The sequence below is a fragment of the Flavobacterium johnsoniae genome (assembly GCF_030388325.1).
GTDB classification, from domain to species: domain Bacteria; phylum Bacteroidota; class Bacteroidia; order Flavobacteriales; family Flavobacteriaceae; genus Flavobacterium; species Flavobacterium johnsoniae_C.
The window spans coordinates 5,271,658-5,296,628 of sequence record NZ_CP103794.1 but is presented as its reverse complement, the minus strand read 5'-3'; the positions used below and the strand labels follow the sequence as shown (position 1 = coordinate 5,296,628).

The 24,971-nt window shown below is 32.7% G+C and carries 23 protein-coding genes; 9 read left to right on the top strand and 14 right to left on the bottom strand.

Annotation, left to right across the window (positions count from 1 at the left end; genetic code table 11):
• Nucleotides 1-41: 41 nt before the first annotated feature.
• Both NYQ10_RS22370 and NYQ10_RS22365 read right to left on the bottom strand, forming a co-directional pair.
• Complete coding sequence (locus NYQ10_RS22370; RefSeq protein ID WP_289878329.1) at nt 42-878, bottom strand: DUF6929 family protein; 837 nt, start codon at nt 876-878, stop codon at nt 42-44.
• Nucleotides 879-900: 22 nt separating this feature from the next.
• Nucleotides 901-1,554, bottom strand: coding sequence for a hypothetical protein (locus NYQ10_RS22365; RefSeq protein ID WP_289878328.1), 654 nt, complete (start codon nt 1,552-1,554; stop codon nt 901-903).
• Nucleotides 1,555-1,801: 247 nt separating this feature from the next.
• Between NYQ10_RS22365 and NYQ10_RS22360 the strand changes: the two genes are divergently transcribed.
• Complete coding sequence (locus NYQ10_RS22360; RefSeq protein WP_289878327.1) at nt 1,802-2,680, top strand: PPK2 family polyphosphate kinase; 879 nt, start codon at nt 1,802-1,804, stop codon at nt 2,678-2,680.
• A gap of 172 nt (nt 2,681-2,852) precedes the next feature.
• Here NYQ10_RS22360 and NYQ10_RS22355 read toward each other — a convergent pair whose 3' ends face one another.
• Nucleotides 2,853-3,374, bottom strand: coding sequence for a hypothetical protein (locus NYQ10_RS22355; protein WP_229349080.1), 522 nt, complete (start codon nt 3,372-3,374; stop codon nt 2,853-2,855).
• A 190-nt stretch (nt 3,375-3,564) separates the two neighbouring features.
• Between NYQ10_RS22355 and NYQ10_RS22350 the strand changes: the two genes are divergently transcribed.
• The 3 genes from NYQ10_RS22350 (at nt 3,565) to NYQ10_RS22340 (ending at nt 7,220) form a co-directional block, all read left to right on the top strand.
• Complete coding sequence (locus NYQ10_RS22350; RefSeq protein ID WP_289878326.1) at nt 3,565-4,947, top strand: MATE family efflux transporter; 1,383 nt, start codon at nt 3,565-3,567, stop codon at nt 4,945-4,947.
• Between the two features lie 43 nt (nt 4,948-4,990).
• A complete protein-coding gene (locus NYQ10_RS22345) occupies nt 4,991-5,218 on the top strand; it encodes a hypothetical protein (protein ID WP_276172439.1) in 228 nt (75 codons plus the stop codon).
• Between the two features lie 61 nt (nt 5,219-5,279).
• Complete coding sequence (locus NYQ10_RS22340) at nt 5,280-7,220, top strand: LTA synthase family protein (protein WP_289878325.1); 1,941 nt, start codon at nt 5,280-5,282, stop codon at nt 7,218-7,220.
• A gap of 167 nt (nt 7,221-7,387) precedes the next feature.
• On the opposite strand, the gene meaB is transcribed toward NYQ10_RS22340, so the two are convergent.
• The 3 genes from meaB to NYQ10_RS22325 form a co-directional block, all read right to left on the bottom strand.
• Nucleotides 7,388-8,485 carry a methylmalonyl Co-A mutase-associated GTPase MeaB gene (gene meaB, locus NYQ10_RS22335; RefSeq protein ID WP_289878324.1) on the bottom strand — a complete coding sequence of 366 codons (1,098 nt, stop codon included), beginning with the start codon at nt 8,483-8,485 and terminating at the stop codon, nt 7,388-7,390.
• 341 nt (nt 8,486-8,826) lie between these two features.
• A complete protein-coding gene (locus NYQ10_RS22330) occupies nt 8,827-9,468 on the bottom strand; it encodes an NAD(P)-dependent oxidoreductase (RefSeq protein ID WP_289878323.1) in 642 nt (213 codons plus the stop codon).
• Nucleotides 9,469-9,526: 58 nt separating this feature from the next.
• Nucleotides 9,527-9,934: an RrF2 family transcriptional regulator gene (locus NYQ10_RS22325; RefSeq protein ID WP_289878322.1), complete on the bottom strand. Its 408-nt coding sequence runs from the start codon at nt 9,932-9,934 to the stop codon at nt 9,527-9,529.
• 117 nt (nt 9,935-10,051) lie between these two features.
• Between NYQ10_RS22325 and NYQ10_RS22320 the strand changes: the two genes are divergently transcribed.
• Both NYQ10_RS22320 and NYQ10_RS22315 read left to right on the top strand, forming a co-directional pair.
• On the top strand, nt 10,052-10,963 hold the full coding sequence (locus NYQ10_RS22320; protein ID WP_289878321.1) for an AEC family transporter: 912 nt from the start codon (nt 10,052-10,054) through the stop codon (nt 10,961-10,963).
• Nucleotides 10,964-11,074: 111 nt separating this feature from the next.
• Nucleotides 11,075-11,713, top strand: coding sequence for a peroxiredoxin (locus NYQ10_RS22315; RefSeq protein ID WP_184159842.1), 639 nt, complete (start codon nt 11,075-11,077; stop codon nt 11,711-11,713).
• A gap of 141 nt (nt 11,714-11,854) precedes the next feature.
• Here NYQ10_RS22315 and NYQ10_RS22310 read toward each other — a convergent pair whose 3' ends face one another.
• The 3 genes from NYQ10_RS22310 to NYQ10_RS22300 form a co-directional block, all read right to left on the bottom strand.
• Complete coding sequence (locus NYQ10_RS22310) at nt 11,855-14,092, bottom strand: cation:proton antiporter domain-containing protein (protein WP_289878320.1); 2,238 nt, start codon at nt 14,090-14,092, stop codon at nt 11,855-11,857.
• Nucleotides 14,093-14,345: 253 nt separating this feature from the next.
• Nucleotides 14,346-15,692, bottom strand: a complete 1,347-nt coding sequence (gene purB, locus NYQ10_RS22305; RefSeq protein WP_289878318.1) for an adenylosuccinate lyase — start codon at nt 15,690-15,692, stop codon at nt 14,346-14,348.
• Between the two features lie 197 nt (nt 15,693-15,889).
• Nucleotides 15,890-16,579: an SIR2 family NAD-dependent protein deacylase gene (locus NYQ10_RS22300; RefSeq protein WP_289878317.1), complete on the bottom strand. Its 690-nt coding sequence runs from the start codon at nt 16,577-16,579 to the stop codon at nt 15,890-15,892.
• 100 nt (nt 16,580-16,679) lie between these two features.
• Here NYQ10_RS22300 and NYQ10_RS22295 point away from each other — a divergent pair, with 100 nt between their 5' ends.
• Nucleotides 16,680-17,060, top strand: coding sequence for a hypothetical protein (locus NYQ10_RS22295; RefSeq protein ID WP_289878316.1), 381 nt, complete (start codon nt 16,680-16,682; stop codon nt 17,058-17,060).
• Between the two features lie 59 nt (nt 17,061-17,119).
• Nucleotides 17,120-17,782, top strand: a complete 663-nt coding sequence (locus NYQ10_RS22290) for a TrmH family RNA methyltransferase (RefSeq protein ID WP_289878315.1) — start codon at nt 17,120-17,122, stop codon at nt 17,780-17,782.
• 152 nt (nt 17,783-17,934) lie between these two features.
• Here the strand turns inward: NYQ10_RS22290 and secA are convergent, their stop codons facing one another.
• The 4 genes from secA to NYQ10_RS22270 all read right to left on the bottom strand — a co-directional run bounded on the left by secA (nt 17,935) and on the right by NYQ10_RS22270 (nt 23,155).
• Nucleotides 17,935-21,282: a preprotein translocase subunit SecA gene (gene secA / locus NYQ10_RS22285; protein ID WP_289878314.1), complete on the bottom strand. Its 3,348-nt coding sequence runs from the start codon at nt 21,280-21,282 to the stop codon at nt 17,935-17,937.
• A gap of 87 nt (nt 21,283-21,369) precedes the next feature.
• Entirely contained in the window at nt 21,370-21,591 is a 222-nt protein-coding gene (locus tag NYQ10_RS22280) for a DUF2795 domain-containing protein (RefSeq protein ID WP_007138072.1), read from the bottom strand.
• A gap of 218 nt (nt 21,592-21,809) precedes the next feature.
• The gene (locus NYQ10_RS22275) at nt 21,810-22,379 is read right to left on the bottom strand and encodes a cob(I)yrinic acid a,c-diamide adenosyltransferase (protein ID WP_289878313.1); all 570 of its coding nucleotides are present in this window, start codon (nt 22,377-22,379) and stop codon (nt 21,810-21,812) included.
• Nucleotides 22,380-22,468: 89 nt separating this feature from the next.
• On the bottom strand, nt 22,469-23,155 hold the full coding sequence (locus tag NYQ10_RS22270; RefSeq protein ID WP_289878312.1) for an ABC transporter ATP-binding protein: 687 nt from the start codon (nt 23,153-23,155) through the stop codon (nt 22,469-22,471).
• 281 nt (nt 23,156-23,436) lie between these two features.
• On the opposite strand from NYQ10_RS22270, the gene NYQ10_RS22265 reads away from it, so the two are divergent.
• Nucleotides 23,437-24,096: a DUF6565 domain-containing protein gene (locus tag NYQ10_RS22265; RefSeq protein WP_289878311.1), complete on the top strand. Its 660-nt coding sequence runs from the start codon at nt 23,437-23,439 to the stop codon at nt 24,094-24,096.
• A gap of 56 nt (nt 24,097-24,152) precedes the next feature.
• On the opposite strand, the gene NYQ10_RS22260 is transcribed toward NYQ10_RS22265, so the two are convergent.
• A complete protein-coding gene (locus NYQ10_RS22260; RefSeq protein ID WP_289878310.1) occupies nt 24,153-24,956 on the bottom strand; it encodes an O-methyltransferase in 804 nt (267 codons plus the stop codon).
• Between the last annotated feature and the right edge of the window lie 15 nt (nt 24,957-24,971).

The following is a 24,971-nucleotide window of genomic DNA, read 5'->3' as shown; positions in this document are numbered from 1 at the left end:
GCAAAGATTCTCAAAAGAAAACACAAAGATTCACTAAAGGTTTATTTAATAGGTAATGTTAACTTATAAATCTTAGTTTCTAAAACTTCCGTATCATTATCCTCGCAAAGTAAAAACTCAATTTTATTGTTTTCTTTTTTGTAGAAAGTCAAACCTTCAAATTTATTGGTTGCAGTGATTTTTTGCGTAAAATCGATTTTCATGGTTTTAAGATCAATTCTACCGATAAAACTTCCTAAGATTTCGCCATCGTCATAAGTCGATTTGGTATCTTCGGCAGTGGAAAGAAAATAGATTTTGTCATCTACTAAAACGGCATCAGTAAAACTAGAACGAACGCCTTTTATTTTTGGCAGTTTGTAATTGACAGAAATCAAAGCAAATTCTTCGTCTAATTTTTTGGCATGAATGGTAAAAATCGTGTTTTTGTTAGAAACGCCATTTCCGCGATTGAATAAATACCAGTTTTCTCCATCGAAAATTGCGCCTTCCAAATTGAAATCTTCTGGTTTTATTTCGCCAAAACTTTGCATTAAAGCGTATAAATCGACTAGATTATTTTTCTTTGAAACGGTTTTTGACTTTAAATCAAACTCAATCATTTTGTTTCTGTTTTCGGTTGAACCGGAACCAAAAACATAAAGTGTATCGTTATGATGTGTAATCGATTCAAAATCTGGTTTTAGGTTTTTCGGAATATTTTGCGTCGGGTTGTCAATTAAAGCGTGTTGGTTCAATTGCTGATTTTGCATATTGTATTCGTATAAGAATCCGCTATTGTCGCCAATTACATAAAGTGCATCATTATTATAAAATAATCCTGATGCCGAACCGATTCCGATGATTTGAAATAATATTTCTAAGGTGAATTTTTCCATGAATGTTGTTTTAAAAGTCTTTTTATTGACGTGACTTTATCTTTTTAAATGTATTGTTTTTTTCTGCTTCAGAAGTTATTTTTTCGAGAATGTCAACTAATTGTTTGCTCTTCAAGTTAGTATTATGTTTATAATTTATATTTAATATTCCAGAATCATCTTGCTCTTTCATCTGGAAAGAGTTAAATTCTTTTTCAATTATTTTATTTTTAATAATTAATTTAAAATTCTTTACTCCTGAGTGATCAACCAATAAAGTACATTTTACTTCTTTAAAATTTTTATACGGATAGTATTCAAATTCTTTAAATTTTTCTTTTTCTAGTTTTTTTTGATTTGAAAAATAAATTTTCCAAAATTCATCAGAAGCAATATCTTCTGAAAATTCCCAGCAATAATTTATCTTAGTTAAATAAGTTTTACTGTCTTTTTTATAAAAGATATAAATTGATGGATTAATTTGGTTGTCATCGCAAATTTCATTCCCATCTGTATCAAAAGCCAAATGACAACTAACACAATAATTTTTATATACGCAAATGGTATCTATTTTTTGATTTTGTAATTCCTTTATGTGATTAGAAACCAGCCCGTTTAAGCCTGTTTTTTGACCTGTTTGAGCATTTCCAAAAAGAGTTAAGAATAGGATAAATAAAAAGACAATTTTTTTTGTCATTATGAATTTTAAAATTTAAAAAAGTTCTTTTGAAAACGACTGCCTAGCCCTGATAATCCCGATCCCGAAATTTCGGGACGGGAGAAATACTTTGAAAAGAAATTGAATTTTTTCTAGACAGAACAAAGCGACCAACGGAAGCTCTTGTTATGGCTTTAGAAAAAAGCAATTTATTGAAAAGTATTGCAATGAATAGCAGGAATATGCTTCGTAAAATTACTATATTTATAATATAAAATTTGAAAATATGAAGTCAATAGATCCAAAAGATTTTAAAGTTACCGATAAAGTAAAATTAAAGAACCTTCCAACTTTATTGAATGTCGACGCTGATGATGACGAAAAGGAAGATAAACTGGATAAAGTAAAAGATAAACTGAGCGATTTGCAGGATATTATGTATGCGCACAATAAATATTCGGTTTTGATTTGCCTTCAAGGAATGGATACTTCTGGAAAAGACAGTTTGATTCGAGAAGTTTTTAAAGAATTTAATCCGCGTGGAGTAGTAGTCCATAGTTTTAAAACACCAAATTCGACCGAACTGGAACACGATTATTTATGGCGTCATTATATCGCATTGCCAGAAAAAGGAAAATTTGCGATTTTTAACAGAACGCATTACGAAAATGTTTTGGTAACACGCGTACATCCTGAATTTATTTTGGCTGAGAATTTACCAGAAATTAATTCGGTTGACGATATTAAGCCTAAATTCTGGGAAAAGAGAATTGATCAAATCAATAATTTTGAAAAACATATTGCAGAAAATGGAACTATCGTTATGAAGTTCTTTTTGCATTTAAGTAAAGACGAACAAAAAAGCCGTTTGCTAAGACGTTTGGAAGAAGGAAAACACAATTGGAAATTTTCGCCAGGAGATTTGAAAGAGCGCGAACATTGGGATGAATATCAACAATATTATGAAGAAGCGATTAATCAAACTTCTAAACAACATGCGCCATGGTATATTATTCCAGCCGATGATAAAGATATGGCGCGTTATATTGTAGCAAAGATTATTTGGGAAGAAATGAAACAATATACCGATATTCAGGTTCCCGCTTTAGATAAAGAAATTCTAGACAATTTTGATACTTATAAAAAGACTTTGGAGAAAAGTTAATAAGAGAATTTGACAATTAGATAATTAGATGATTTTTAAAACCTGATAGATTTTTCAAATCTGTCGGGTTTTTATTCGGTTGATATTTTAATTTTATAAAATAAAAAAACCGACAGACTATGCGATCTGTCGGTTTTTATCCAAAAACAAAATAATAAATTAAACCTATTTTTTATAGTTTAAAACCATAAGCAACACGCAATGCTACTTGATTGGTTCTAAAATCGTGGTAATCTTCGTAACGTACGCTCAGGTCGATATATTTGTTAGCATATCCAATTCCTGGAGCCCATAAAAAAGTTGTGTTGTTGTAACCGTTTGTTACGGCAAAACCAGCACCAACTTCTCCTAATACATAAAATTGATCTTTTAATACAAAGGCTTTAAAACCTGCTTTAGCCGGAATAAATCCTAGATCTTTAATGTCATTTCCTGCGGCGTCTTTATCGCCATTAAATAAATTAGTAAATCCTGTTGTTAAGGTTAATGATGTTTTTTTAGATAAATCGTACTGTAAACGAACATCTCCTCCAAGAGCCCAGTCGTAATCACCATCAGTTGGTAATCCTCCGTTAACTCCAAAACCTAATCTAAATCCTTGATCGTAATTTGTTGCTTCTGTTTCTTGAGCGAAAGTTGTGTTAGAGAATAAAAAAGCAAAAGCAGCTAGGCAAATAATCTGTAATTTTTTCATGGCTTATAATTTTGAATTATTAATAATGTAAAAGTAAAACGGAGGTATTTGCAGATTGTTATACAATTTTTAAAAATCTTTATATAATATTGAGTTCGTCTTATTTTTGTCTTAAAATTGGTATATAATTTTATTAATAGGATAGAATTCGAAGCTTCTGATTATCTTTGCCGACTAAAATTGATTAGAAGTGAATTTAAAGCAGTACACCAAAGAGTTTTCGTATAATTTAAGATTGGCTTATCCTGTTATTTTGGGTATGGTTGGGCATACTTTAATTGGTATTGTCGACAATATTATGGTCGGAAAAATTGGAAGTACAGAATTGGCTGCAGTTTCTTTAGGAAACAGTATGATTTTTATCGCAATGTCGCTTGGAATTGGTTTCTCAACAGCCATAACACCAATTGTTGCTGAAGGAGATGCAGAGAAAAATGATATTAAAATTCGTTCGGCATTTCATCACGGTTTATTCCTATGTACAATTCTTGGTTTGATACTTTTTAGCATAATTATGTGCGCAAAACCAATAATGGAATTATTAAAACAACCAGAAGACGTTATCGTTTTGGCAAAACCGTATTTGGGTTGGGTTGCTTTTTCGTTGATTCCATTAGTTATGTATCAAGGATATAAGCAATTTGCAGACGGAATGTCATTAACCAAATATTCGATGTATGCAATGGTTATGGCGAATGTTCTACACGTTGGAATCAATTATGTTTTGATTTATGGAATTTGGTTTTTTCCAAAAATGGGAATTATCGGCGCAGCTCTTGGTACCGTAATTTCTAGAATATTCTTGGTAATGTTTATGCATATCATGCTTTCGCGAAGAGACGATTTAAAACGTTTCTTTAAAGGTTTTAGTTTTAATGAAATTAAAAAAGCTACTATAAAAAAGATTATAAGCATCGGTTTTCCATCGGCAATGCAAATGTTGTTTGAAGTAGTTTTGTTTACAGCGTCGATTTGGCTTTGCGGAAATATCGGAAAAACAAGTCAGGCTGCCAATCAAATTGCGTTGAGTTTGGCTTCGCTTACTTTTATGTTTGCAATGGGATTAAGTGTAACTTCAATGATTCGTGTGAGTAATCAGAGAGGTTTAACAGATTATAAAAAACTGCTTGTTGTAGCAAGATCTATTTTCCTGTTGGCTATTATTTTAGAAGTTTTCTTTGCTTTAATTTTTATAGCTTTTCATACTGTTTTGCCGCATATTTTCTTAAATATGGAAAATACAATTCAGCTTACAGATAATACGGAAGTAATCGCAATTGCTTCAAAATTATTATTAATTGCGGCTGTTTTCCAGATTTCCGACGGAATTCAGGTTGTGGTTTTAGGCGCATTAAGAGGATTACAGGATGTAAAAATTCCGATGTATATTACCTTTGTAGCTTATTGGGTAATTGGTTTTCCGATTTCTTATTATTTAGGAGAACATACCGAATTGAAAGCACAAGGAGTTTGGATCGGACTTTTGGCAGGTTTAACGGCGGCGGCGGTTATGCTGTATTTACGCTTTAATTATTTAACTAAGAAATTAATTACAAATAACAGTTTCGAATAACTAAATTTGAAAAAAAAATAACCATTAATAAAAAATTATAAATATGGAATTACCTAAATTTTTACTTGGAGACAATACTGATTTCCCAGACGATATTTTTATCATTCACCTTGATTATCCAAGATTTATAATCAATTTGAAAGATGATGAGGTAGAATTTTTAGAAGAGCCTGAAGATCTTGATGAAGCAGAATTAAATGCAGAAATGGAAACTTTGATCGAAAAAGCAAATGAGTTTTATGACAGAGAAATAAATCGTTACGAGGAGTAAAGAGGCATAACGATGCGTCTTTACTTTTAAATTTATTTTTTACGTTCTTATTCTATTTTTAATGAAAAAATTAAGTTTTTTAAAACCGATTTTCAATTTCATATTAATCGGTTTATTGATCACCACTTTAAGCCGTCTTTTTTTATTTTTCCTTTTTAAAGAAAGAGTAGAACAGACGCCAGATTTTTGGTATATTTTTCCGATTGGTCTTCGAATGGATTTGATATTACTTTGTTATTTATCATTTCTTCCGGCATTATTAATTACTTTTCTGCCGAATAAGTGGATGAAATTTACCAATAAGTTTTTGGTAATCTACAGCTTTATATTTCTGTTTTTAATTCTTTTTGTAGAATTAGCTTCGCCAGATTTTATAAAACAATACGATACACGTCCGAATAAGATTTTCTTAGATTATCTGATTTACCCAAAAGAAGTTGTCGGAATGCTTTTAAAAAGTTATCTGACTTCTATAATCGTAACATTTATGATTCTGGGAGTTGTACTTTATTTTGCTTTCAAAAAAGGGAAAAAGTTTTTTTATACGGTTAACGCCGATTATAAATTCAAATTAATGGTGTTTCCATTATTGGCTTTTTTATTGTTTTTTGGAGCGCGTTCGAGTTTGACTTCAAAACGTCCAATCAATGCCAGTAATGCTGTTTTTTCTACAGATCAATTAACGAATACTTTAGGTTTAAATTCGTTTTATACAGTTGCTTTTGCGGCGTATTCCATCAAAAATGAAGGAAATACAAAAATGTATGGAAAAATGGATGAAGCCGAAGCTATTGCTCGTGTAAAAAAATACATGATTGCTGGGCCAAATGATTTTACAGATGCTGAAATTCCGTTTTTGCATGTACAGCAGCCAGATTCTGTTTTGAAAAAGCCTTATAATTTGGTCATTTTTCTGCAGGAAAGTTTAGGTGCCGAGTATGTTGGAATTTTAGGCGGAAAACCATTAACTCCCGAATTTGACAAATTATCTAAAGAAGGAACTTTATTTACCAATTTATACTGTACAGGAACAAGAAGCGTTCGCGGAATTGAAGCGGTCGTAACTGGTTTTTTACCTTCGCCATCTGAAAGTGTGGTTAGATTAGGAAATTCTCAGCAAGGTTTTTTCACGCTTGCCGACGCATTAAAACAAAAAGGTTACGACACTAGTTTTATTTATGGCGGAATGGCAAATTTTGATAACATGGCTTCCTTTTTCAACGGAAATGGATTTCAGGATATCGTAGACCAAACCGATTTTGAATCCGATGGGAATAAATATGCTTTCAAAGGAACTTGGGGTTATTCTGATGAAGATTTGGTAACTAAAGCCAATCAGTATTTTAAATCAAAAGGAGATAAACCATTTTTCTCTCTAATGTTTTCAACTTCGAATCATGAACCTTTTGAATATCCAGCAGGAAGAATAAAACCCTATGATAAAAAGCCTGCAACGGTAAATAACGCCATGAAATATGCAGATTTTTCTATTGGTAAATTCTTCGAAATGGCGAAAAAAGAAGCTTATTTTAAAAATACTATTTTCATTGTAATTGCTGACCATAACACGAGAACTTACGGAAAGAATTTAGTTCCGATAAATAAATTCCACATTCCGGCATTTATTATGGGACCAGGAGTTCCAAAAGCGGCAGTTTATGATAGATTAGCAAGTCAGATTGATATTCCGCCGACATTATTAGCATACTTAGGAATCCCTTTTGAAACGCCAATGGTTGGAAGAAATTTAACCAAATTAGATGCAAAAGTACAAGGAAGAGCTATTATGCAGTTTAATGATATTAATGCTTTTAGAGTAGAAAACCAGGTCGTGATTATGCAGCCAAATTTGAAACCTCTTCAATTTGAAGTTAAAAATGATACAACTTTAATTCCAGTGAAATTAAATGAAGAATTAGCAAAAGATGCTTTGGCGCATGTTATTACTGCGGGTAATTTATACAAAGAAAGTAAGTACAAATTAAGAAATAACACTAAGTAATAAGTGTCTTTTTGTCATTCCGAGGAACGAGGAATCTTCGCAAGTAACTCCGTGTAGTGCGCTACCAATCTTTGTAGAGTTTCTCGCGAAGATTCCTCGTTCCTCGGAATGACAAGATTGTGGTTAAGTTTTGAGCTAAAAAAAATCTTAGAACCTTAGTATCTTAGCTACTTAGTATCTTTTTTAAAATAAAATTTTAATAACTCAGAAGCAGCTGCAAAAGGTGAAATTTCATTGTTTTGCACTGCTTTTTTATTTTCTACTAAAAGCGAAATGATTTCAGGTTGATTATAAAAGTTTTGTTTCAACTGTTCATTGATGGTTTCCATCATCCAGAAATGATTTTGTTCGTTTCTTTTTTCTTGGAAAAATCCTGTTTTTTTTGTCATTTCAAAATATTCAGAAATAGTATTCCAAACTTCAGGAATTCCATCTTTCGTTACAGAACTGCAAGTTGTAACTTTTGGTTGCCAATTTGATTTTTTTGGAGGAAATAAATGCAAAGCTCTGTTGAAATCTACTTTAGCTTGATTGGCTTTTTTAATGTTGTCTCCATCCGCTTTATTGATTACGATCGCGTCTGTCATTTCCATAATTCCGCGTTTAATGCCTTGGAGTTCATCGCCAGCTCCAGAAATTTTTAAAAGTAAAAAGAAATCGACCATGCTGTGAACAGCGGTTTCACTTTGACCAACGCCAACGGTTTCAATAATAATAGTATCAAAACCTGCCGCTTCGCAGAGAATAATAGTTTCTCGAGTTTTTCGTGCCACACCTCCCAAAGTTTCTCCAGAAGCGCTTGGTCTAATAAAAGCATTTTCATCTTTTACCAATTCTTCCATTCTGGTTTTATCGCCCAAAATACTTCCGTGCGAAAGAGAACTGCTTGGATCAACTGCCAAAACAGCTACTTTTTTTTCTAATTGTGTCAGATGTTTTCCAAAAGCTTCAATAAAAGTACTTTTTCCGACACCGGGAACACCAGTAATTCCAATACGAATTGATTTATTAGCGTGAGCTAAACAGCCTTGAACTACTTCATTAGCCTTTTCAAAATGATCAGAATTTGTGCTTTCAATTAAAGTAATGGCACGGCTTAAAAAAGTTCTATTTCCTTCTAAAATGCCATTAATTAATTCTTCGGAAGTTGGCTGTTGTTTGCGTTTGTTTTTAATTTGATTAATAGCCAAAATATTGGTGATTTCGGGAGATGAAATCCCAGGTTTTTCAGAGATGTTTCCAGCTTGTTTATTCAAATTTGACAAAATGCACTTTTTAGAAATGTAAAAGTACAGAAAACAAAAACAGTTTCAAAAAGTTAGTTTGCCACGAATTACACGAATTTACACGAATTTGTTATCAATTTTTTGTCATCCTGAGCGAAGTCGAAGGACACGCAAGTAGCTCGACAAAGATTGTTTAATACAAAGAAACCCGACAGGTTTTTAAAACCTGTCGGGTCTGAATATCATTATGGAATTACTTTGTGAGTCCTTCGACTTCGCTCAGGATTACATCTAGAGTTTATAAAAATAATTTGTGAAAATTTGTGTAATTCGTGGCTAACAAAAAACTTAGATGTTTAGAATCTTAGCATCTAAAAAAATTAATAACCCGCAGTAAATCTAACTTGGTGATGTTTTGGATTTTCTACTTCATCAGCAATAACAACCGCCAAATCTTCTACAGATAAAATGCTTCTTTGCTCGTCGTTGAAAACTGGATTTTCTAATCCTAATCGGTATTTTCCAGTTCTTCCTGTTTTAGTTCCAGCGTGCATTTCGAAAGCTGGACTAAAAAATGCCCAATCTAAATCTTTTTCTTCTTTGATGATATTCAAATAATGTCTTGCAGCGTTTGCACCAGGGAAAATTTCTTTTGGAAAATCTGGAGTATCAACTGCTTGTAAATCTGGTGCAACGTATAAACTTCCAGCGCCTCCAATTGTAATGAAACGTTTTACGCCCGATTTTTTAGTAGCTTCCTGAATAGCTTTAGAACCTGCTAAAAAGTCATCGTAAATATTTGGGTTTGTCCATCCAGGATTATAAGCGTTAATAATAACATCGTGACCTTTTAAAATTTCAGCTAGCGCCTCAACGTTAAAAATATCTGCAGCAACCCAAGTTGCATTTGTAGTTTCTTTTGGAGTTCTTGCAATAGCAGTAATTTCATGTTTTCTATCTGCTAATTCGTTTAAAATTGCTGAGCCAACAAATCCAGTTGCTCCAATGATTGCGATTTTCATAATATATAAATTTATTTAGTAATAAAAAATGTTACAGTTTTGATTAAAAAAATAGTTTTTAAAATTGATTCGAAAAATCTTCCAATGAAATACCCTCTAATTGAGCACTAACTTTTTGATTCATTTCTGCATACAAAGCTTCCAGATTCTTATTAATATTTTTTCCAACAGGACAATCTGGATTCGGCTGATTTTTAGCAAAACCTAAACCAATGGTTTCAAAAGTCATTTCGAATATTTCTTTTAATGATAATTCAGAAGCGTTTACGGCCAATTTCGTTCCGCCATTTTTTCCTTCTTTACTTTCTACAATATGATGCGATTTTAAATTGGCAATTTCTTTTCTAACCAGAACAGGATTTACGTTCATACTGCCTGCAATAAACTCCGATGATAAATAATCATTTGGAAATTTATGCAACAAAGTTAGAATGTGAATCGTTATGGCAAATTTACCTGAAATCATACTGTAATAAAATATGTTACAAATTTATAGATTTTTATAACACAAAATACTAATTTAACTAAAAATTAATTCTTTACCTCAAATTTTAAATACTTATTTTTGTGATGAGCTACAGATATGAACAACTTTCTTCTAATATTTTTATTCCTTGCACTTGGTTTAGTTTTACAGCGAGTAAAACAATTTCCGACTCATATCTATAAGACATTAAATAAAATCGTTATTTATTTCTGTCTTCCGGCAATTACTTTATATCATATTCCGAAAATCAAATGGAGCAACGAATTGTTATTTCCGATAGGAGCGGGATGGATTACTTATATTTTGGCTTTTCTCTTTTTCCATATTTTAGGAAGAAGAAATGGCTGGTCAAACAAATTAATTGGCTGTCTAATTTTAACTGCTGGATTAAGTAATAGTTCTTTTCTTGGTTACCCAATAATTGAAGCTTTGTTTGGGAAAAAAGGTTTAGAAACGGCTGTTTTGGTAGATCAACCTGGAACTTTTGTTGTGGTTTCGACTCTTGGTGTTTTTACCGCAGCTTTTTATTCTAAAGGAAGTCCGAACTTTTTAGGAATATTTAAAAAGATTATTACGTTTCCGCCATTTTTAATGTTTGTTTTGGCTTGTGTTTTCAATGTTATGAATTATGATTTGCATGAAAATATCCAGAGTGCATTATTAAAAATTGGAAGTTTAGTAACGCCTTTAGCACTTCTTTCGGTTGGTTTGCAATTAACTTTTGATCGAAAAAGCCAGCATTGGAAATTCTTGCGATTGGGACTTTTCTTTAAATTAATTTTAGTTCCATTTGTGATTTTTGTATTGTATGTTTTCATTTTTAATCAACGTTCTGAGGCCATTAAAATCACTTTAATGGAAACCGCAATGGCGCCGATGATTACAGGTGCAATTCTGGCTTCAACTTATGGATTGAAACCAAAATTAAGCAGTATGATGATTGGTTTTGGTATCCCGATTTCTTTCTTAACCCTTGCCATTTGGTACTTTGTTTTGAGTTTTATTTAATTCAAAATACTAATTAGATAGAGAAAGTAGAATTTTAACTTTTTTTTACCTTTTGAATGTTTTCTAAATGCATTTTTTAATTAATTTTAATGGAACTAAAAAAGATAAATTATGTCAACATTAAGATTAGGCGATATAGCACCAGATTTCAGCGCACAAACCACGCAGGGACCAATCAATTTTCATGAATGGTTAGGAGATTCTTGGGGTGTTTTATTTTCGCATCCAGCAGATTTTACTCCTGTTTGTACAACTGAATTAGGAACTGTAGCGAATTATGTTCCTGAGTTTACTAAAAGAAATACGAAAGTTATTGCACTAAGTGTAGACGGTCTAGATTCGCACAAAGAGTGGATTAAAGACATTAACGAAACTCAAAATACCGAAGTTAATTTCCCGATTATTGCAGACGAGGATAAAAAAGTAGCGAATCTATACGATATGCTTCATCCAAATGCAAGTGATAAATTTACAGTTCGTTCTGTTTTTGTTATCGGACCAGATAAAAAAATCAAATTAACTTTGACATATCCAGCTTCAACAGGAAGAAATTTTGATGAATTGCTTCGTGTAATCGACAGTTTGCAATTAACAGCAAATTATAGCGTTGCAACTCCTGCAAACTGGAAAGACGGAGAAGATGTTGTAATTGCGCCAGCAATTCCAGACAGCGATATTCCAGCAAAATTCCCAAAAGGGCATACGCCAATAAAACCTTACTTGCGTTTGACTCCGCAGCCGAATAAGTAATTTTTTTGAAGTTACAAAGGTTCAAAGTAGCAAAGGGACAGAGTTTAAAAAGCTGAGATTTTTCCAAACAGAAAAATCTCAGCTTTTTTATGAGACCTTTGAGCCTCTGTCCCTTTGAATCTTTGCCCCTTAAAAAAAAACTTATTTCACCGCCAACAAAGCATTCATCTTTTTTTTGTCACCAACAACCCAAAGAATGTCGTTTTTTTCTAGAATTAAACTAGATTTTGGGTTTAAGATTCTATTTCCGTTTCGTTCAATACCGACAACCATTCCGTCTGTTTTGGCTCTGAATTGACCAATGCTTTTTTGAATAAATTCTTCTTGCGAAACTTCTAGCTGGCGAAGCACAATGTCCGTTTCTTCAACTTTTCCTCTGGCTTCAGTTTCATTTTGGTTTAGGTATTTTGTGAATTCAACAATTTGGGCATCAGTACCAATTACACAGATTTCATCTCCAGGAAATAAACGTTCGTTTTTGGTTGGAATCGGAATCGTAACTTCTCCACGTTTAATATAAGCGATATTTATGCCTAATTGCTCGCGAATTTTAAGTTCTTGTAATGTTTGTCCGACTAAATTAGATTCTTTTTTAATTTCGAAAAAAGACATGTGACCGTCCCAAGGCATTAAGTTGGCATATCTTCTGTCGATTTTTTTGTTTTCACGATCATTAAGATTTTTTAGAAAGTGATTTTCGATTTTATGATATTGCTCATTTAACTTTTTAGGGAAAATTTGATACGCTCCAATTGCAATTATCAAGGCTATAAAAGCGACTAAAGGAGAAAAGAAAATGTTTAATAAAAATCCAACAAAGAATAAACCAAGGCTCATTCTGATTAAAATAAGCATTAATAAAGCTCCTCTGTATTTACGTTCTTCCCAAAGTATTTCTACTTCTTCAACTTTTACGCGTCGAAGCGAAAGCGCCCATAAAAATGGAGCAATAATAACTAATGTCAATAAAGCAGCTAAAGTATTTCCAAATCGAGTATCGGCTACCAATGGAGCAACGAATTTAGCTGACAATAATATAATTGCGGTAATAATTATGGTATGAAGTATAATCTGCGTTATAGACGAACGAAGTACAATCTGCCAAGTGCTGACAGATTTAATAGCTTGCGCATTTACACTATATCGGTTGATGTTTTTAACCCATCGTTTCGGCATTTTTGATTCTAAAAACAAAGCAAATCTCTCAGAATACTTAATTAAAAAAGGAGTTGTAAAAGTAGTTATGGCAGATACTGCAACAATAATTGGATATAAGAAATCGCTGGTTACTTTTAGCGTCATTCCAAGAGTTGCAATAATAAAAGAGAATTCTCCAATTTGCGCCAAACTCATTCCAGTTTGAACGGATTGTTTTAATGGCTGACCAGAAATCAACGCTCCTATAGAAGAACTAAAAGCTTTTCCGAAAATAGTTAATAAAGTAATTAAAGCCACGGGAAGAGCATAAGAAACTAAAGTTCCCGGATTAATTAACATTCCCACAGATACAAAGAAAACGGCACCAAATAAATCTTTTACAGGCTGAATTAAATGCTCAATTTTTTCTGCCATTGTTGTTTCAGCAATAATAGAACCCATGATAAAAGCTCCTAAAGCTGGCGAAAATCCAACTTTTGCGGCAAAAATCACCATCATTAAACATAATGCTAATGATATTATAAGTAGCATTTCGTCTGTCAAAAGATGTTTTGCTTTTTTAAAAATTGTCGGAATAATAAAGATTCCGCCTAAGAACCAAATGATTAAAAAGAAAACTAATTTTAAGACAGATTGCAATAATTCAGTTCCAGAAACTTGATCACTTACTGCAATCGTTGATAATAAAACAAGCATTAAAATCGCAACAATGTCTTCAACAATTAAAGCCCCAAATACAATTCCGACGAACTTTTTTCCTTTAACTCCTAATTCATCAAAAGCTCTAATAATAATGGTTGTTGAAGAAATAGAAAGCGTCGCTCCGAGAAAAATACTGTCCATTTTTCCCCAGCCCATCCATTGTCCAACGCAAAACCCGACTAATGTCATAAATAAAATCTGGGTTATGGCGGTAACAGACGAGGTGCCTCCAACCTTCATTAGTTTCTTAAAGCTGAATTCGAGTCCTAAACTAAAAAGTAAAAATATAACTCCGATTTCTGCCCAAACTTCAACACTTTTCATGTCGGTTATAGAAGGGAAAAAATCGAAATGGTTTCCGGCTAAAAATCCTGCAATCAGGTAACCTAAAACCAAAGGTTGTTTCATTTTTTTAAACAATAGAACGGCAATTCCAGCAGTCATCAGGATTAAACCCAAATCACTAATTAAAGGTTGTAAATGGTGTGTACTTTCGGCTGCGGCATTTAATGCAATCATATAAAAACGTGGTATTTTTTTAAGGAGCTGATCCAGCTTTTCATTACAAGCTTTTGTTCAAAAATGCCTATTTTTTGGCGCCGTTCCAGGAGCTTCTCCCGAAGCTTCGGGAGTACGGTCTGTAACGGCAAAAAAAATATGGCTTTTTTCACAAAAGGCTTTTCATTTCAATCTGGGCTAAACTCTGGATTTAAATAAAAAAAGCTATCTCGATAAAGATAGCTTTTTTTAGTAAAATATTTGGTGTTTTTCTTTAAATTCCTGTGTAATTACTAGGTGTTATCGCTAATAATTCTGCTCGAACTGCATCAGAAACTTCCAAAGTTGCAATAAAATTATGAATCGCATTTTTGTCAATAGCTTCGTTTGTTCTTGTTAAACCTTTTAACGCTTCATAAGGATTAGGATATGCTTCGCGACGTAAAATTGTTTGAATTGCCTCTGCAACAACTGCCCAGTTTCTTTCTAGATCTTCAGCAAATTTACTTTCGTTTAAAAGTAATTTGTTTAATCCTTTCAAAGTTGCTTCAAAAGCGATAATGGTATGTCCAAAAGGAACTCCAACGTTACGTAAAACAGTGCTATCTGTTAAATCACGTTGTAATCTTGAGATTGGTAATTTTGCAGAAAGATGTTCAAAAATAGCATTTGCAATACCTAGGTTTCCTTCAGAGTTTTCAAAATCAATTGGGTTAACTTTGTGCGGCATTGCAGAAGAACCAATTTCTCCAGCTTTGATTTTTTGTTTGAAATAATCCATTGAAACATACGTCCAAATGTCACGATCTAAATCGATGATGATAGTGTTGATTCTTTTTAAAGCATCAAAAAATGCAGCAAAATGATCGTAATGCTCAATTTGAGTTGTTGGGAAAGAATGTTGTAAACCAAGATCTGTTTCAACAAATTTATTTCCGAATTGTTTCCAGTCAATTTGTGGATATGCTACGTGATGCGCATTGAAGTTTCCTGTTGCTCCACCAAATTTAGCAGCAAACGGAACGTTAAATAACAAACGCATTTGCTCTTCTAAACGTTCTACGAAAACCAAAATCTCTTTTCCTAAACGAGTAGGAGAGGCTGGTTGTCCGTGTGTACGCGCCAACATCGGAATATCTTTCCATTCGACACTTAATTCTTTTAATTTCGAAATTACAGAAATTAAAGTTGGCATATAAACTTGCTCAAACGCTTCTTTTGTAGAAAGCGGAATAGCAGTATTGTTAATGTCTTGAGATGTTAATCCGAAGTGAATGAACTCTTTGTATTGAGATAAACCCAATTTTTCAAAAGCATCTTTTATGAAATATTCAACCGCTTTTACGTCGTGGTTGGTTACTTTTTCTGTTTCTTTAATCCAAAGTGCATCTTCAGTTGAGAAGTTTTTGTAGATATTTCTCAAGCTTTCAAACAAACTAGAATCAATACCTTGCAATTGTGGCAATGGAATTTGGCATAAAGCAATGAAGTATTCCACTTCAACCAAAACACGATATTTTATTAAAGCTTCTTCAGAGAAAAAAGGGGCTAAATTTTGAGTTTTATTTCTATATCTTCCGTCAATTGGCGATATAGCATTCAATTCGTTTAGAGTAGTCATTGTTATGTTGTTTTTCGAAAGGTGCAAATATAAACAGAATTTGCGGATTTAAAGTAATCAGAAAGTCAATTGAATAAATTTAAAAATAGAAAAAGAGAACATAACACAAATTTCACGAATTGACACGAATTTTTTTTTGGCAACTTGATAGATAACGTAAAAGATTCGTGTCAATTCGTGTTCAATAAATTATGTGTTTAAATCGATTTTAATTTCTCTCTCAAATCCGCAACTCCTTCAGAAGCAAATTTAGCAATCGTTTCTACTTTATTTCTAATATTTGGAATCGCAATTGGTTTTGGATCAATATAAAAAACGGGCGTTGTACTCGGAGCATAAGCAATTAAGCCAGCGGCAGGATAAACTTGCAAAGAAGTTCCGATTACGGCAAAATAATCTGCAGTTTCTGTAATGTCAATTGCTTCTTCTAATGCTGGAACTTCTTCGCCAAACCAAACAATGTGTGGGCGTAATTGGTGTCCATTTAAATCAAAATCTCCTGTAAATAAATCTTCGGTCCAATCTAAAATCAGATTTTTGTCTCGAATACTTCTTACTTTTAATAATTCTCCATGTAAATGCAAAACCTTTGTGCTTCCGGCACGCTCGTGTAAATCATCTACGTTTTGAGTAATAATATGAACATCAAAATCTTTTTCAAGTTCAGCTAGAATAATATGCCCCAAATTTGGATTAACTTCTTTTAGTTGTTGACGTCTTTTGTTGTAAAAGTCCAAAACTAGTTCCTGATTTTTATGCCATCCTTCTGGAGTTGCAACTTCCATTACATCATGACCTTCCCATAAGCCATCGCTGTCGCGAAAAGTTTTGATTCCGCTTTCTGCACTTATTCCGGCTCCAGTTAAGACTACAAGTTTCTTTTTCATATTATAAATTGTTTTCTGTCCATTTTTTTTAATAAAACGGAATGTACTTTTTTGATTGTAAAAATAGTTTTTTCTTACTTTTATGTTTTAATTTTATCAGATGAAAAAGTTATTTTTAATAGGATGTTTTTTATTGAGCATTTCATTTTTTGGGCAAACAATTTCTAAAAGTAAAAGTTTGTTCAGCCAAAGCGATAATCTAACTGCATTTTCATTTTTAAAAGAAACTCCGTTAAGGGTTAATTTTCAGCAGTATAATAATTCTACTAAACCATTTTCAATTTATAATCCGAAACCTGGATTTAATCCGATTAAAATAGAATCACAAAAATATTACTCTTTTGTAAACACTAAATTATTATTAAAGAAAGAAATGAGTAATATAGAGCCGGAACCTATTTTTCCAGATCAAGAAAAAAAGAAAACATTTGGAGAAGCAGTATTTTATGGTGTTATGGATGGTATTTTTAATAAAAAGTAAAAATAAAATCAAACAGAATATTTCTTAAAATGTATTTTTGCAAAAAAAATAAGCCTAAAATGATTGATTTAGATTACCTCGCATTCTTAGAAAATATATTAACTGATAATAGAAAAGCTAATTTTTTAAAAGTATTAGAAAATAGAACCAAACATTTCACAGTCGCAGTTGAAGATGTGTATCAAATGCACAATACAAGCGCTGTAATGAGAAGCTGTGAAGTTTTTGGAATTCAGGAATTGAATGTAATTGAACAGCGTTTTGGAAAACGTATTGATAAAGAAATTGCCCTTGGAGCTCAAAAATGGGTTGATATTAATAGATTTGATTCGGTTTCAGGTTGTCTTTCTGATTTAAAAAGTAAAGGTTATCAAATCATTGCTACAACACCGCATGAAAAAGATTGCATGTTAGAAGATTTCGATATTACAAAACCCAGCGCTTTATTCTTCGGAACAGAAAAAGAAGGATTATCGCAAGAAATTATGGATAACGCCGATGGGTTTCTAAAAATTCCAATGGTTGGTTTTACTGAAAGTTTAAATATTTCGGTTTCGGCAGCCATTATTATTCAAAGCTTAACAAATAGACTTAGAAGATCTGATATTGATTGGAAATTATCTGATGAAGAAATTTTAGTAAAACGTTTGTTGTGGGCGAAAAATTCTATAAAAGATATTAAACGGATTGAAGAACGTTATTATCAGGATAACCCTAAATAAGTCTCAGTTTACAGTTTACAGTCTCAGAGTTTGGAACCTGTAAATTAGTTTTTTTAAAATAGCTTAAAAACAAAAGACCGACAGTTTTAAACTATCGGTCTTTTTTATTATTAAAGTGTCAGTCTGTAAACTGCGACTGAATAGTTAAAAAATTATTCATTAACCAAAACCCAAGTTCCAGCAGCTAATAAACTTTCTGCTTTTTTGTACTTCATCGTTTCAGTTTTACCAGTTGCAACTTCTTGAACCGTTACAGTATCATTTCTGTTGATTTTTGGCATATCTCTAACGATAGTTTCTGTAACTTGACGTTGTTGTGTTTCTCCAGCTTCACGGTTGATGCTTTCGCTATTTGGAATTTCGTCTTTACTTAATTGTAAATTTTCTTTTGGACGAACTACTTCTCTCGCTTCGTGAATTTCTGGTGCGTTTTGAGCAGGTAAATCACCTTTGAATAAGAATGAAATTACTTCTTTGTTAACGTTGTCCAACATTCCTCTAAACAAATTGAAAGCTTCTAATTTGTAGATAAGCAATGGATCTTTTTGTTCGTGAACAGCCAATTGAACAGATTGTTTCAATTCGTCCATTTTACGTAAGTGTTTTTTCCAAGCTTCATCTACAATAGAAAGTGTGATGTTTTTCTCGAAATCAGCAATTAATTGAGCACCTTCGCTTTCGTAAGCTTTTTTCAAATCAGTTACAACATTCAAAGTTTTGATTCCGTCAGTAAAAGGAACCACAATTCTTTCGAAATGATTATTTGGCTCTTCGTAAACTCCTTTTACAATTGGGAAAGCTTCTCTTGCGCTTCTTTCTGTTTTTTCTGTATAGAAAGCTAAAGCTTCTTTGTATACTTTTCCTGTAACTTCAATGTCAGATAATTTAGCAAAATCAGCTTCTGCAATTGGAGATGTGATTCCGAAATAACGAATTAAATCAAACTCATATCCTTTGAAATCATTTGTTACTTTATTGTTGCTTACAATTACTTCGCAAGTATCATAAAGCATATTAGCGATATCCAGTTTTAAACGCTCACCAAATAAAGCATGACGACGACGTTTGTAAACTACTTCACGCTGAGAGTTCATTACGTCATCATATTCTAATAAACGTTTACGAACACCAAAGTTGTTTTCTTCTACTTTTTTCTGAGCACGTTCGATAGATTTAGTCATCATAGAATGCTGAATAACTTCACCTTCTTTCAATCCCATTCTGTCCATTACTTTCGCAACTCTTTCAGAACCAAATAAACGCATTAAGTTATCTTCAAGAGAAACATAGAATTGAGAACTTCCTGGATCTCCCTGACGACCAGAACGACCACGTAACTGTCTGTCTACACGACGAGAATCATGACGTTCTGTACCAACGATTGCTAAACCTCCGGCAGCTTTTACTTCTGGAGATAATTTAATATCGGTACCACGACCGGCCATGTTTGTTGCAATAGTTACAACTCCGGCTTTACCAGCTTCTTCAACGATTTGTGCTTCTTGCTTGTGCATTTTAGCATTCAATACGTTGTGTGTGATTCCTCTCATTTTAAGCATACGGCTTAATAATTCTGAAATCTCTACAGAAGTTGTTCCAATTAATACAGGTCTTCCAGCTTGTGATAATTCAGTAACGTCTTCGATTACTGCATTGAATTTCTCACGTGTTGTTTTGTAGATGTAATCTTCTTTGTCAATTCTTGCAATTCCACGGTTAGTTGGGATTTCAACAACGTCTAATTTGTAAATCTGCCATAACTCTCCAGCTTCTGTAACAGCTGTACCTGTCATACCAGCTAATTTGCTGTACATTCTGAAATAATTCTGTAATGTAACTGTTGCAAATGTTTGTGTTGCAGCTTCGATTTTTACGTTTTCTTTTGCTTCGATCGCTTGGTGTAAACCGTCTGAATAACGACGTCCGTCCATGATACGACCTGTTTGTTCATCGACAATCATAATTTTGTTGTCCATGATAACGTATTCTACATCTTTTTCGAATAAAGCATATGCTTTTAATAATTGAGTAAGAGTGTGAATACGCTCGCTTTTTACTCCAAAATCTTGGAATAATCTTTCTTTAGCTTCTGCTTCAGAATCTTTGTCAAGTTTTTGTTTTTCAATCGCAGCGATTTCTGTTCCGATATCTGGTAAAACGAAGAAATCGGCATCTGTATCTCCAGAAAGGTATTTAATACCATTATCTGTCAATTCAACTTGATTGTTTTTTTCTTCAATCACAAAATATAAAGCTTCGTCTACTTTATGCATTTCGCGATTGTTGTCTTGCATATATTGATTTTCAGTTTTTTGAAGCAATTGTTTAATTCCTTCTTCACTTAAAAATTTAATTAATGCTTTATTTTTTGGTAAAGATCTGTAAGCTCTTAATAATAAGAAACCACCTTCTTTAGTATTTCCTTCTTTAATTAATTTTTTAGCTTCAGCTAAGAAACCATTTGCTAACTGACGTTGTTGTGCAACTAAGTTCTCGATTTTTGGCTTCAATTCGTTGAATTCATGACGATCTCCTTGCGGAACTGGTCCTGAGATGATAAGCGGAGTTCTAGCGTCATCAATTAATACAGAATCCACCTCGTCGACAATTGCGAAATTGTGTTTTCTCTGAACTAAATCGCTTGGAGAATGCGCCATGTTATCTCTTAAATAATCGAAACCAAACTCATTGTTAGTTCCGTAAGTGATATCTGCGTCGTAAGCTTTCTTTCTTTGTTCTGTACTTGGCTGGTGATTGTCAATACAATCGACAGATAAACCGTGGAATTCGAATAAAGGCGCTTTCCATGTACTATCACGTTTTGCCAAGTAATCATTCACAGTTACTAAGTGAACTCCGTTTCCAGTTAAAGCGTTTAAGTAAAGAGGAAGAGTAGCAACCAAAGTTTTACCTTCTCCCGTTTGCATTTCGGCAACTTTACCTTCGTGCAGAACCATACCACCAATCAACTGAACATCATAGTGAATCATGTCCCAAGTAATGTCTTTTCCAGCTGCGTTCCATTTGTTAGCCCAAATAGATTTTTCGCCATCAATTGTGATGTAAGGTTTTGTAGCAGAGAATTCACGGTCTTTTGCAGTTGCAGTAACTTCAACATGTGAGTTTTCTTTGAAACGGCGAGCTGTTTCTTTAACAACAGAAAAAGCTTCTGGAAGAATTTCTAATAAAGTTTTTTCTGAAATCTCGTAAGCTTCTTTTTCAAGAGCATCAATAGCATCATAAAGATCTTCTCTTTTGTCGATGTCTTCGATGTTTTCTACTTCCGCTTTAAGCGAAGCAATTTTAGCATCTTTGTCAGCTCTAGCTTCTTTGATTCTATCTTTAAAATAAACAGTTCTACCTCTTAATTCGTCGTTTGATAGACTCATTAAAGGAGCTTCGAATGTTTTAATTTTATTTAAGTAAGGTTGTAAAGCTTTGACATCTTTCTGTGATTTATCACCTACAAAGACTTTAATAATACTGTTTATGAAACTCATGATTTATTGTATTTCTTTATTATTTAATATGTATTTGAACCAAAAAAAAAGCCTCTATGATGAGACTTTTTTCTTTGGTTTATTTTTTTAATATTCATCCTCATTCCAAAGATAATCTTCGTCTGTTGGATAATCAGGCCAAATTTCTTCCATTGATTCATATATCTCGCCTTCATCTTCGATTGACTGAAGGTTTTCTACCACTTCTAATGGAGCGCCTGCTCTAATAGCGTAGTCAATAAGTTCGTCTTTGTTAGCAGGCCATGGCGCATCACTTAAATAAGATGCTAATTCTAATGTCCAATACATCTGTTATCTGTTTAGTTTGTGCAAAAATAAATTTTTTACTGAAAAAGACAAGTAAATTTTGATTTATTTTAATAAAATTTAAGAACGTCCTTGTTAGTGGTCAGTTTTCAGTGGCAGTTTGCAGTATAAAAACTGATGTTTACTACTAAATTACTATGTTTTTAAGTATTCAGTTTCTGTCTGAGTTTTGTTATTTGTAAACTAAAAACTGCGACTGCTTACTTACGCGGAATCCATTTTACTTCCTCCGCTTTAAGGTCTGAGGACAACTTTCGTGCCAAGACAAAAAGATAGTCAGAAAGTCGGTTTAAGTACATAATTGCGATTTCAGGAACGTGTTCATTATGGCTTAAATGAACAGCTAAACGCTCCGCTCTACGACAAATACAGCGCGCAATATGACAATGTGACACAGTTGGATGACCTCCTGGCAAAACAAAATGAGTCATTTGCGGAAGACTTTCTTCCATTTTATCTATTTCGTTTTCTAATAATTCGATATCAGATTCTATTATTCCGAGATTTTCTAAGCGAAGTTTACCGTTTTTTAAAACTTCTTTTTCTTGCGGAGTTGCCAAAATGGCACCAACGGTAAAAAGACGATCCTGAATTTCGATTAAAATGGTTTTATAATGCGAATCCATTTCTTGATCACGAATTAATCCTATATAGGAGTTTAATTCATCAACAGTTCCGTAACTGTCAATTCTAATGTGATCTTTAGGAACGCGCGTGCCTCCAAAAAGAGCTGTAGTTCCTTTATCGCCTGTTTTGGTATATACTTTCATTTTTTTAAGATGCTAAGGTTCTGAGATGCTAAGATTCTAAGATTTCTCTTTTATGAGTTAATCTAAAATCTAAAATCAGAAATCTAAAATTATTTCGTTGTGTCGCTTTCAATTAAACCGTCTCTTAAACGGATAACTCTGTGTGCATAAGCAGCAATATCTTCTTCGTGAGTTACTAGAATTACGGTATTTCCTTGTGCATGAATATCTCCAAAAAGCTTCATAATTTCTATAGAAGTTTTACTGTCTAAGTTTCCTGTTGGTTCATCGGCAAGAATAATCGAAGGTTTATTTACTAAAGCTCTTGCAACTGCAACACGCTGACGCTGACCTCCAGAAAGCTGATTCGGTTGGTGATCCATTCTGTCGGCAAGATTTACTTGTTTTAAAACTTCGGTTGCACGGGCTATTCTGTCAGATTTTCCGTAACCAGCATAAATCATAGGAAGCGCAACATTGTCTAAAGCCGTAGTTCTTGGTAAAAGATTGAAAGTCTGAAAAACGAAACCAATTTCTTTATTTCTGATTTCTGCTAATTCATCATCTTTCATTTGGCTGACATCTTTTCCGTTCAAAACATAATGTCCAGAAGTTGGTGTATCTAAACAGCCTAATAAATTCATTAAAGTAGATTTTCCAGATCCAGAAGGTCCCATTAAAGCTACATATTCGCCTTTTTTTATTTCTAAATTAATTCCTTTTAAAACATATACGATTTCGTTTCCTAAAACAAAGTTTCGTTTGATGTCGGTTATTTTAATTAATGGTTCAGCCATTTTGGTTTACAATTTTGGATTTAAAAGTACGAAACACTTTTCAATAAAAAGGATAAGTAGCTGATATTTGGTTTTTGTTACAAAAACTCTCCCAGTTTATAATTAATCAACTATATAATTTAAATATTGTTATATTATGTTTGATTTATTTTGTATAATTATCATTATTTTTTGATTTTTATAATTTTAACGCATAAATAATATTTAAAAGATGGAAATAATGTAATTTAAGGCGTTTTGTTTTGAGTAAATTTGATATTATTAATTAAACAATCAAAATTATGAAGAATATCAAAATAGTTACAGGAATTGCATTAATAGCATTAAGCTTTACATCATGTAAAGATGAAAAACAAGAAAAAGCACAGAAAACAATCGATTCTTATGTAGCCTACGTCGATTCGGTTAAAAATGTAAAAGCCGATGATTTAAAAGAAAATTGGCAAGCTGTAGAAGCAGAATACGATAAAAGATCTGCAGAAGCTAGTTTAGCTTTAGCAGACATTAAAGATAATGCTGCTCAGACTGAGAAAATAAATACAAGTAAAGCAAAATACGAGGATTTTAAAAACGAAATGACCACCCTTTTAGCCCCACCGGCTCCAAGTCCTAAACAACAATTGAGAAATGCTTTGTTTGGTGAAGGAAAAATTGGAGACGATATGAGTTTTAACTGGGTAAATGCTCAAAATATTCATAGTGTTTACCAACAGTTTGTTCATACAGTTGAGAATAATAAAGATAAATATTCTAGAGAAGACTGGGATGAAATTAAAGTTTTGTATGAAGCATTAGACAGCAGAAAAAATACTGTTGAAAAAGAAGGTTTAACTTCTGAAGACAATAGAAAAATTGCTGGTCTAAAAATTAAATTTGCGCCTATGTATACTGTAAATAGAATGGGAGCAAAAGCAGAAGAGAATAAAGAAGCTAAAAAATAAGCTTTGAAATTTTGAATTAGTAAATAAAAAAGACGATCAGAAATGATCGTCTTTTTTTATGCTCTTATTATAAAATGTTCTTTTTCTTGTTCTCGTCTAAAGAATGCAAATCCCCATTGAAAAGTATCAATTGTGACTTTTACTTTTGGATGATTTTTAATGGTTTCCCAAGCTTCTTCCATTTCTTCTGACCAATGAATATCGTCGAAAATCCAAACCGAATCGTTGTCAATTGTTGGCAATAAAAGTTCAAAGTATTCTAAAGTTGCTTTTTTAGAATGATTTCCGTCAAAGTATATTAGATTGTAGATTTTAGTCCCGAAGTCTCGGGATAGTTTTTCCGAAACTAGAAATGATTCAAACTCTGAAATTATATTTTCTACATTATTGCAATCAAATTCATTTAATTGATTTTTTGCAATTCCAGCTGTATTTGGACAGCCTTCAAGCGTAATCACTTTTGCTTTCGTCCCGAGGCTTCGGGATCCTAAAGCTAAGGCAGAAGTTGCTAGACCTAAAGATGTTCCGATTTCTAAAATAGTTTCTGGCTGAAAATAATTCGTTACACGAAACAATAATTCTGCTCGTCTTGGCGAAATTCCTGCCGTTTGTGCAATTTTAGAAATCTGTCTTCGGTTTGATTTGAAAACTTTAGAACCAGCTCCAAAATCTGTTACTTCAATAAAATTTTTATTCTTTAAAAGTGATTTTCGGTAATTTTCTAAAATACGATATTCAGGCTTTCTTTTCTTATCGTAAAAACATTTCGTTAATAAATTAAAAACAAAAGGCGAGTGAACGGCGTGCTCATTTTTAGAATTCCAAAGGAACTTTAGATAAGATTTTATTTGAAAAAGCATTTAAATAATGTTCGT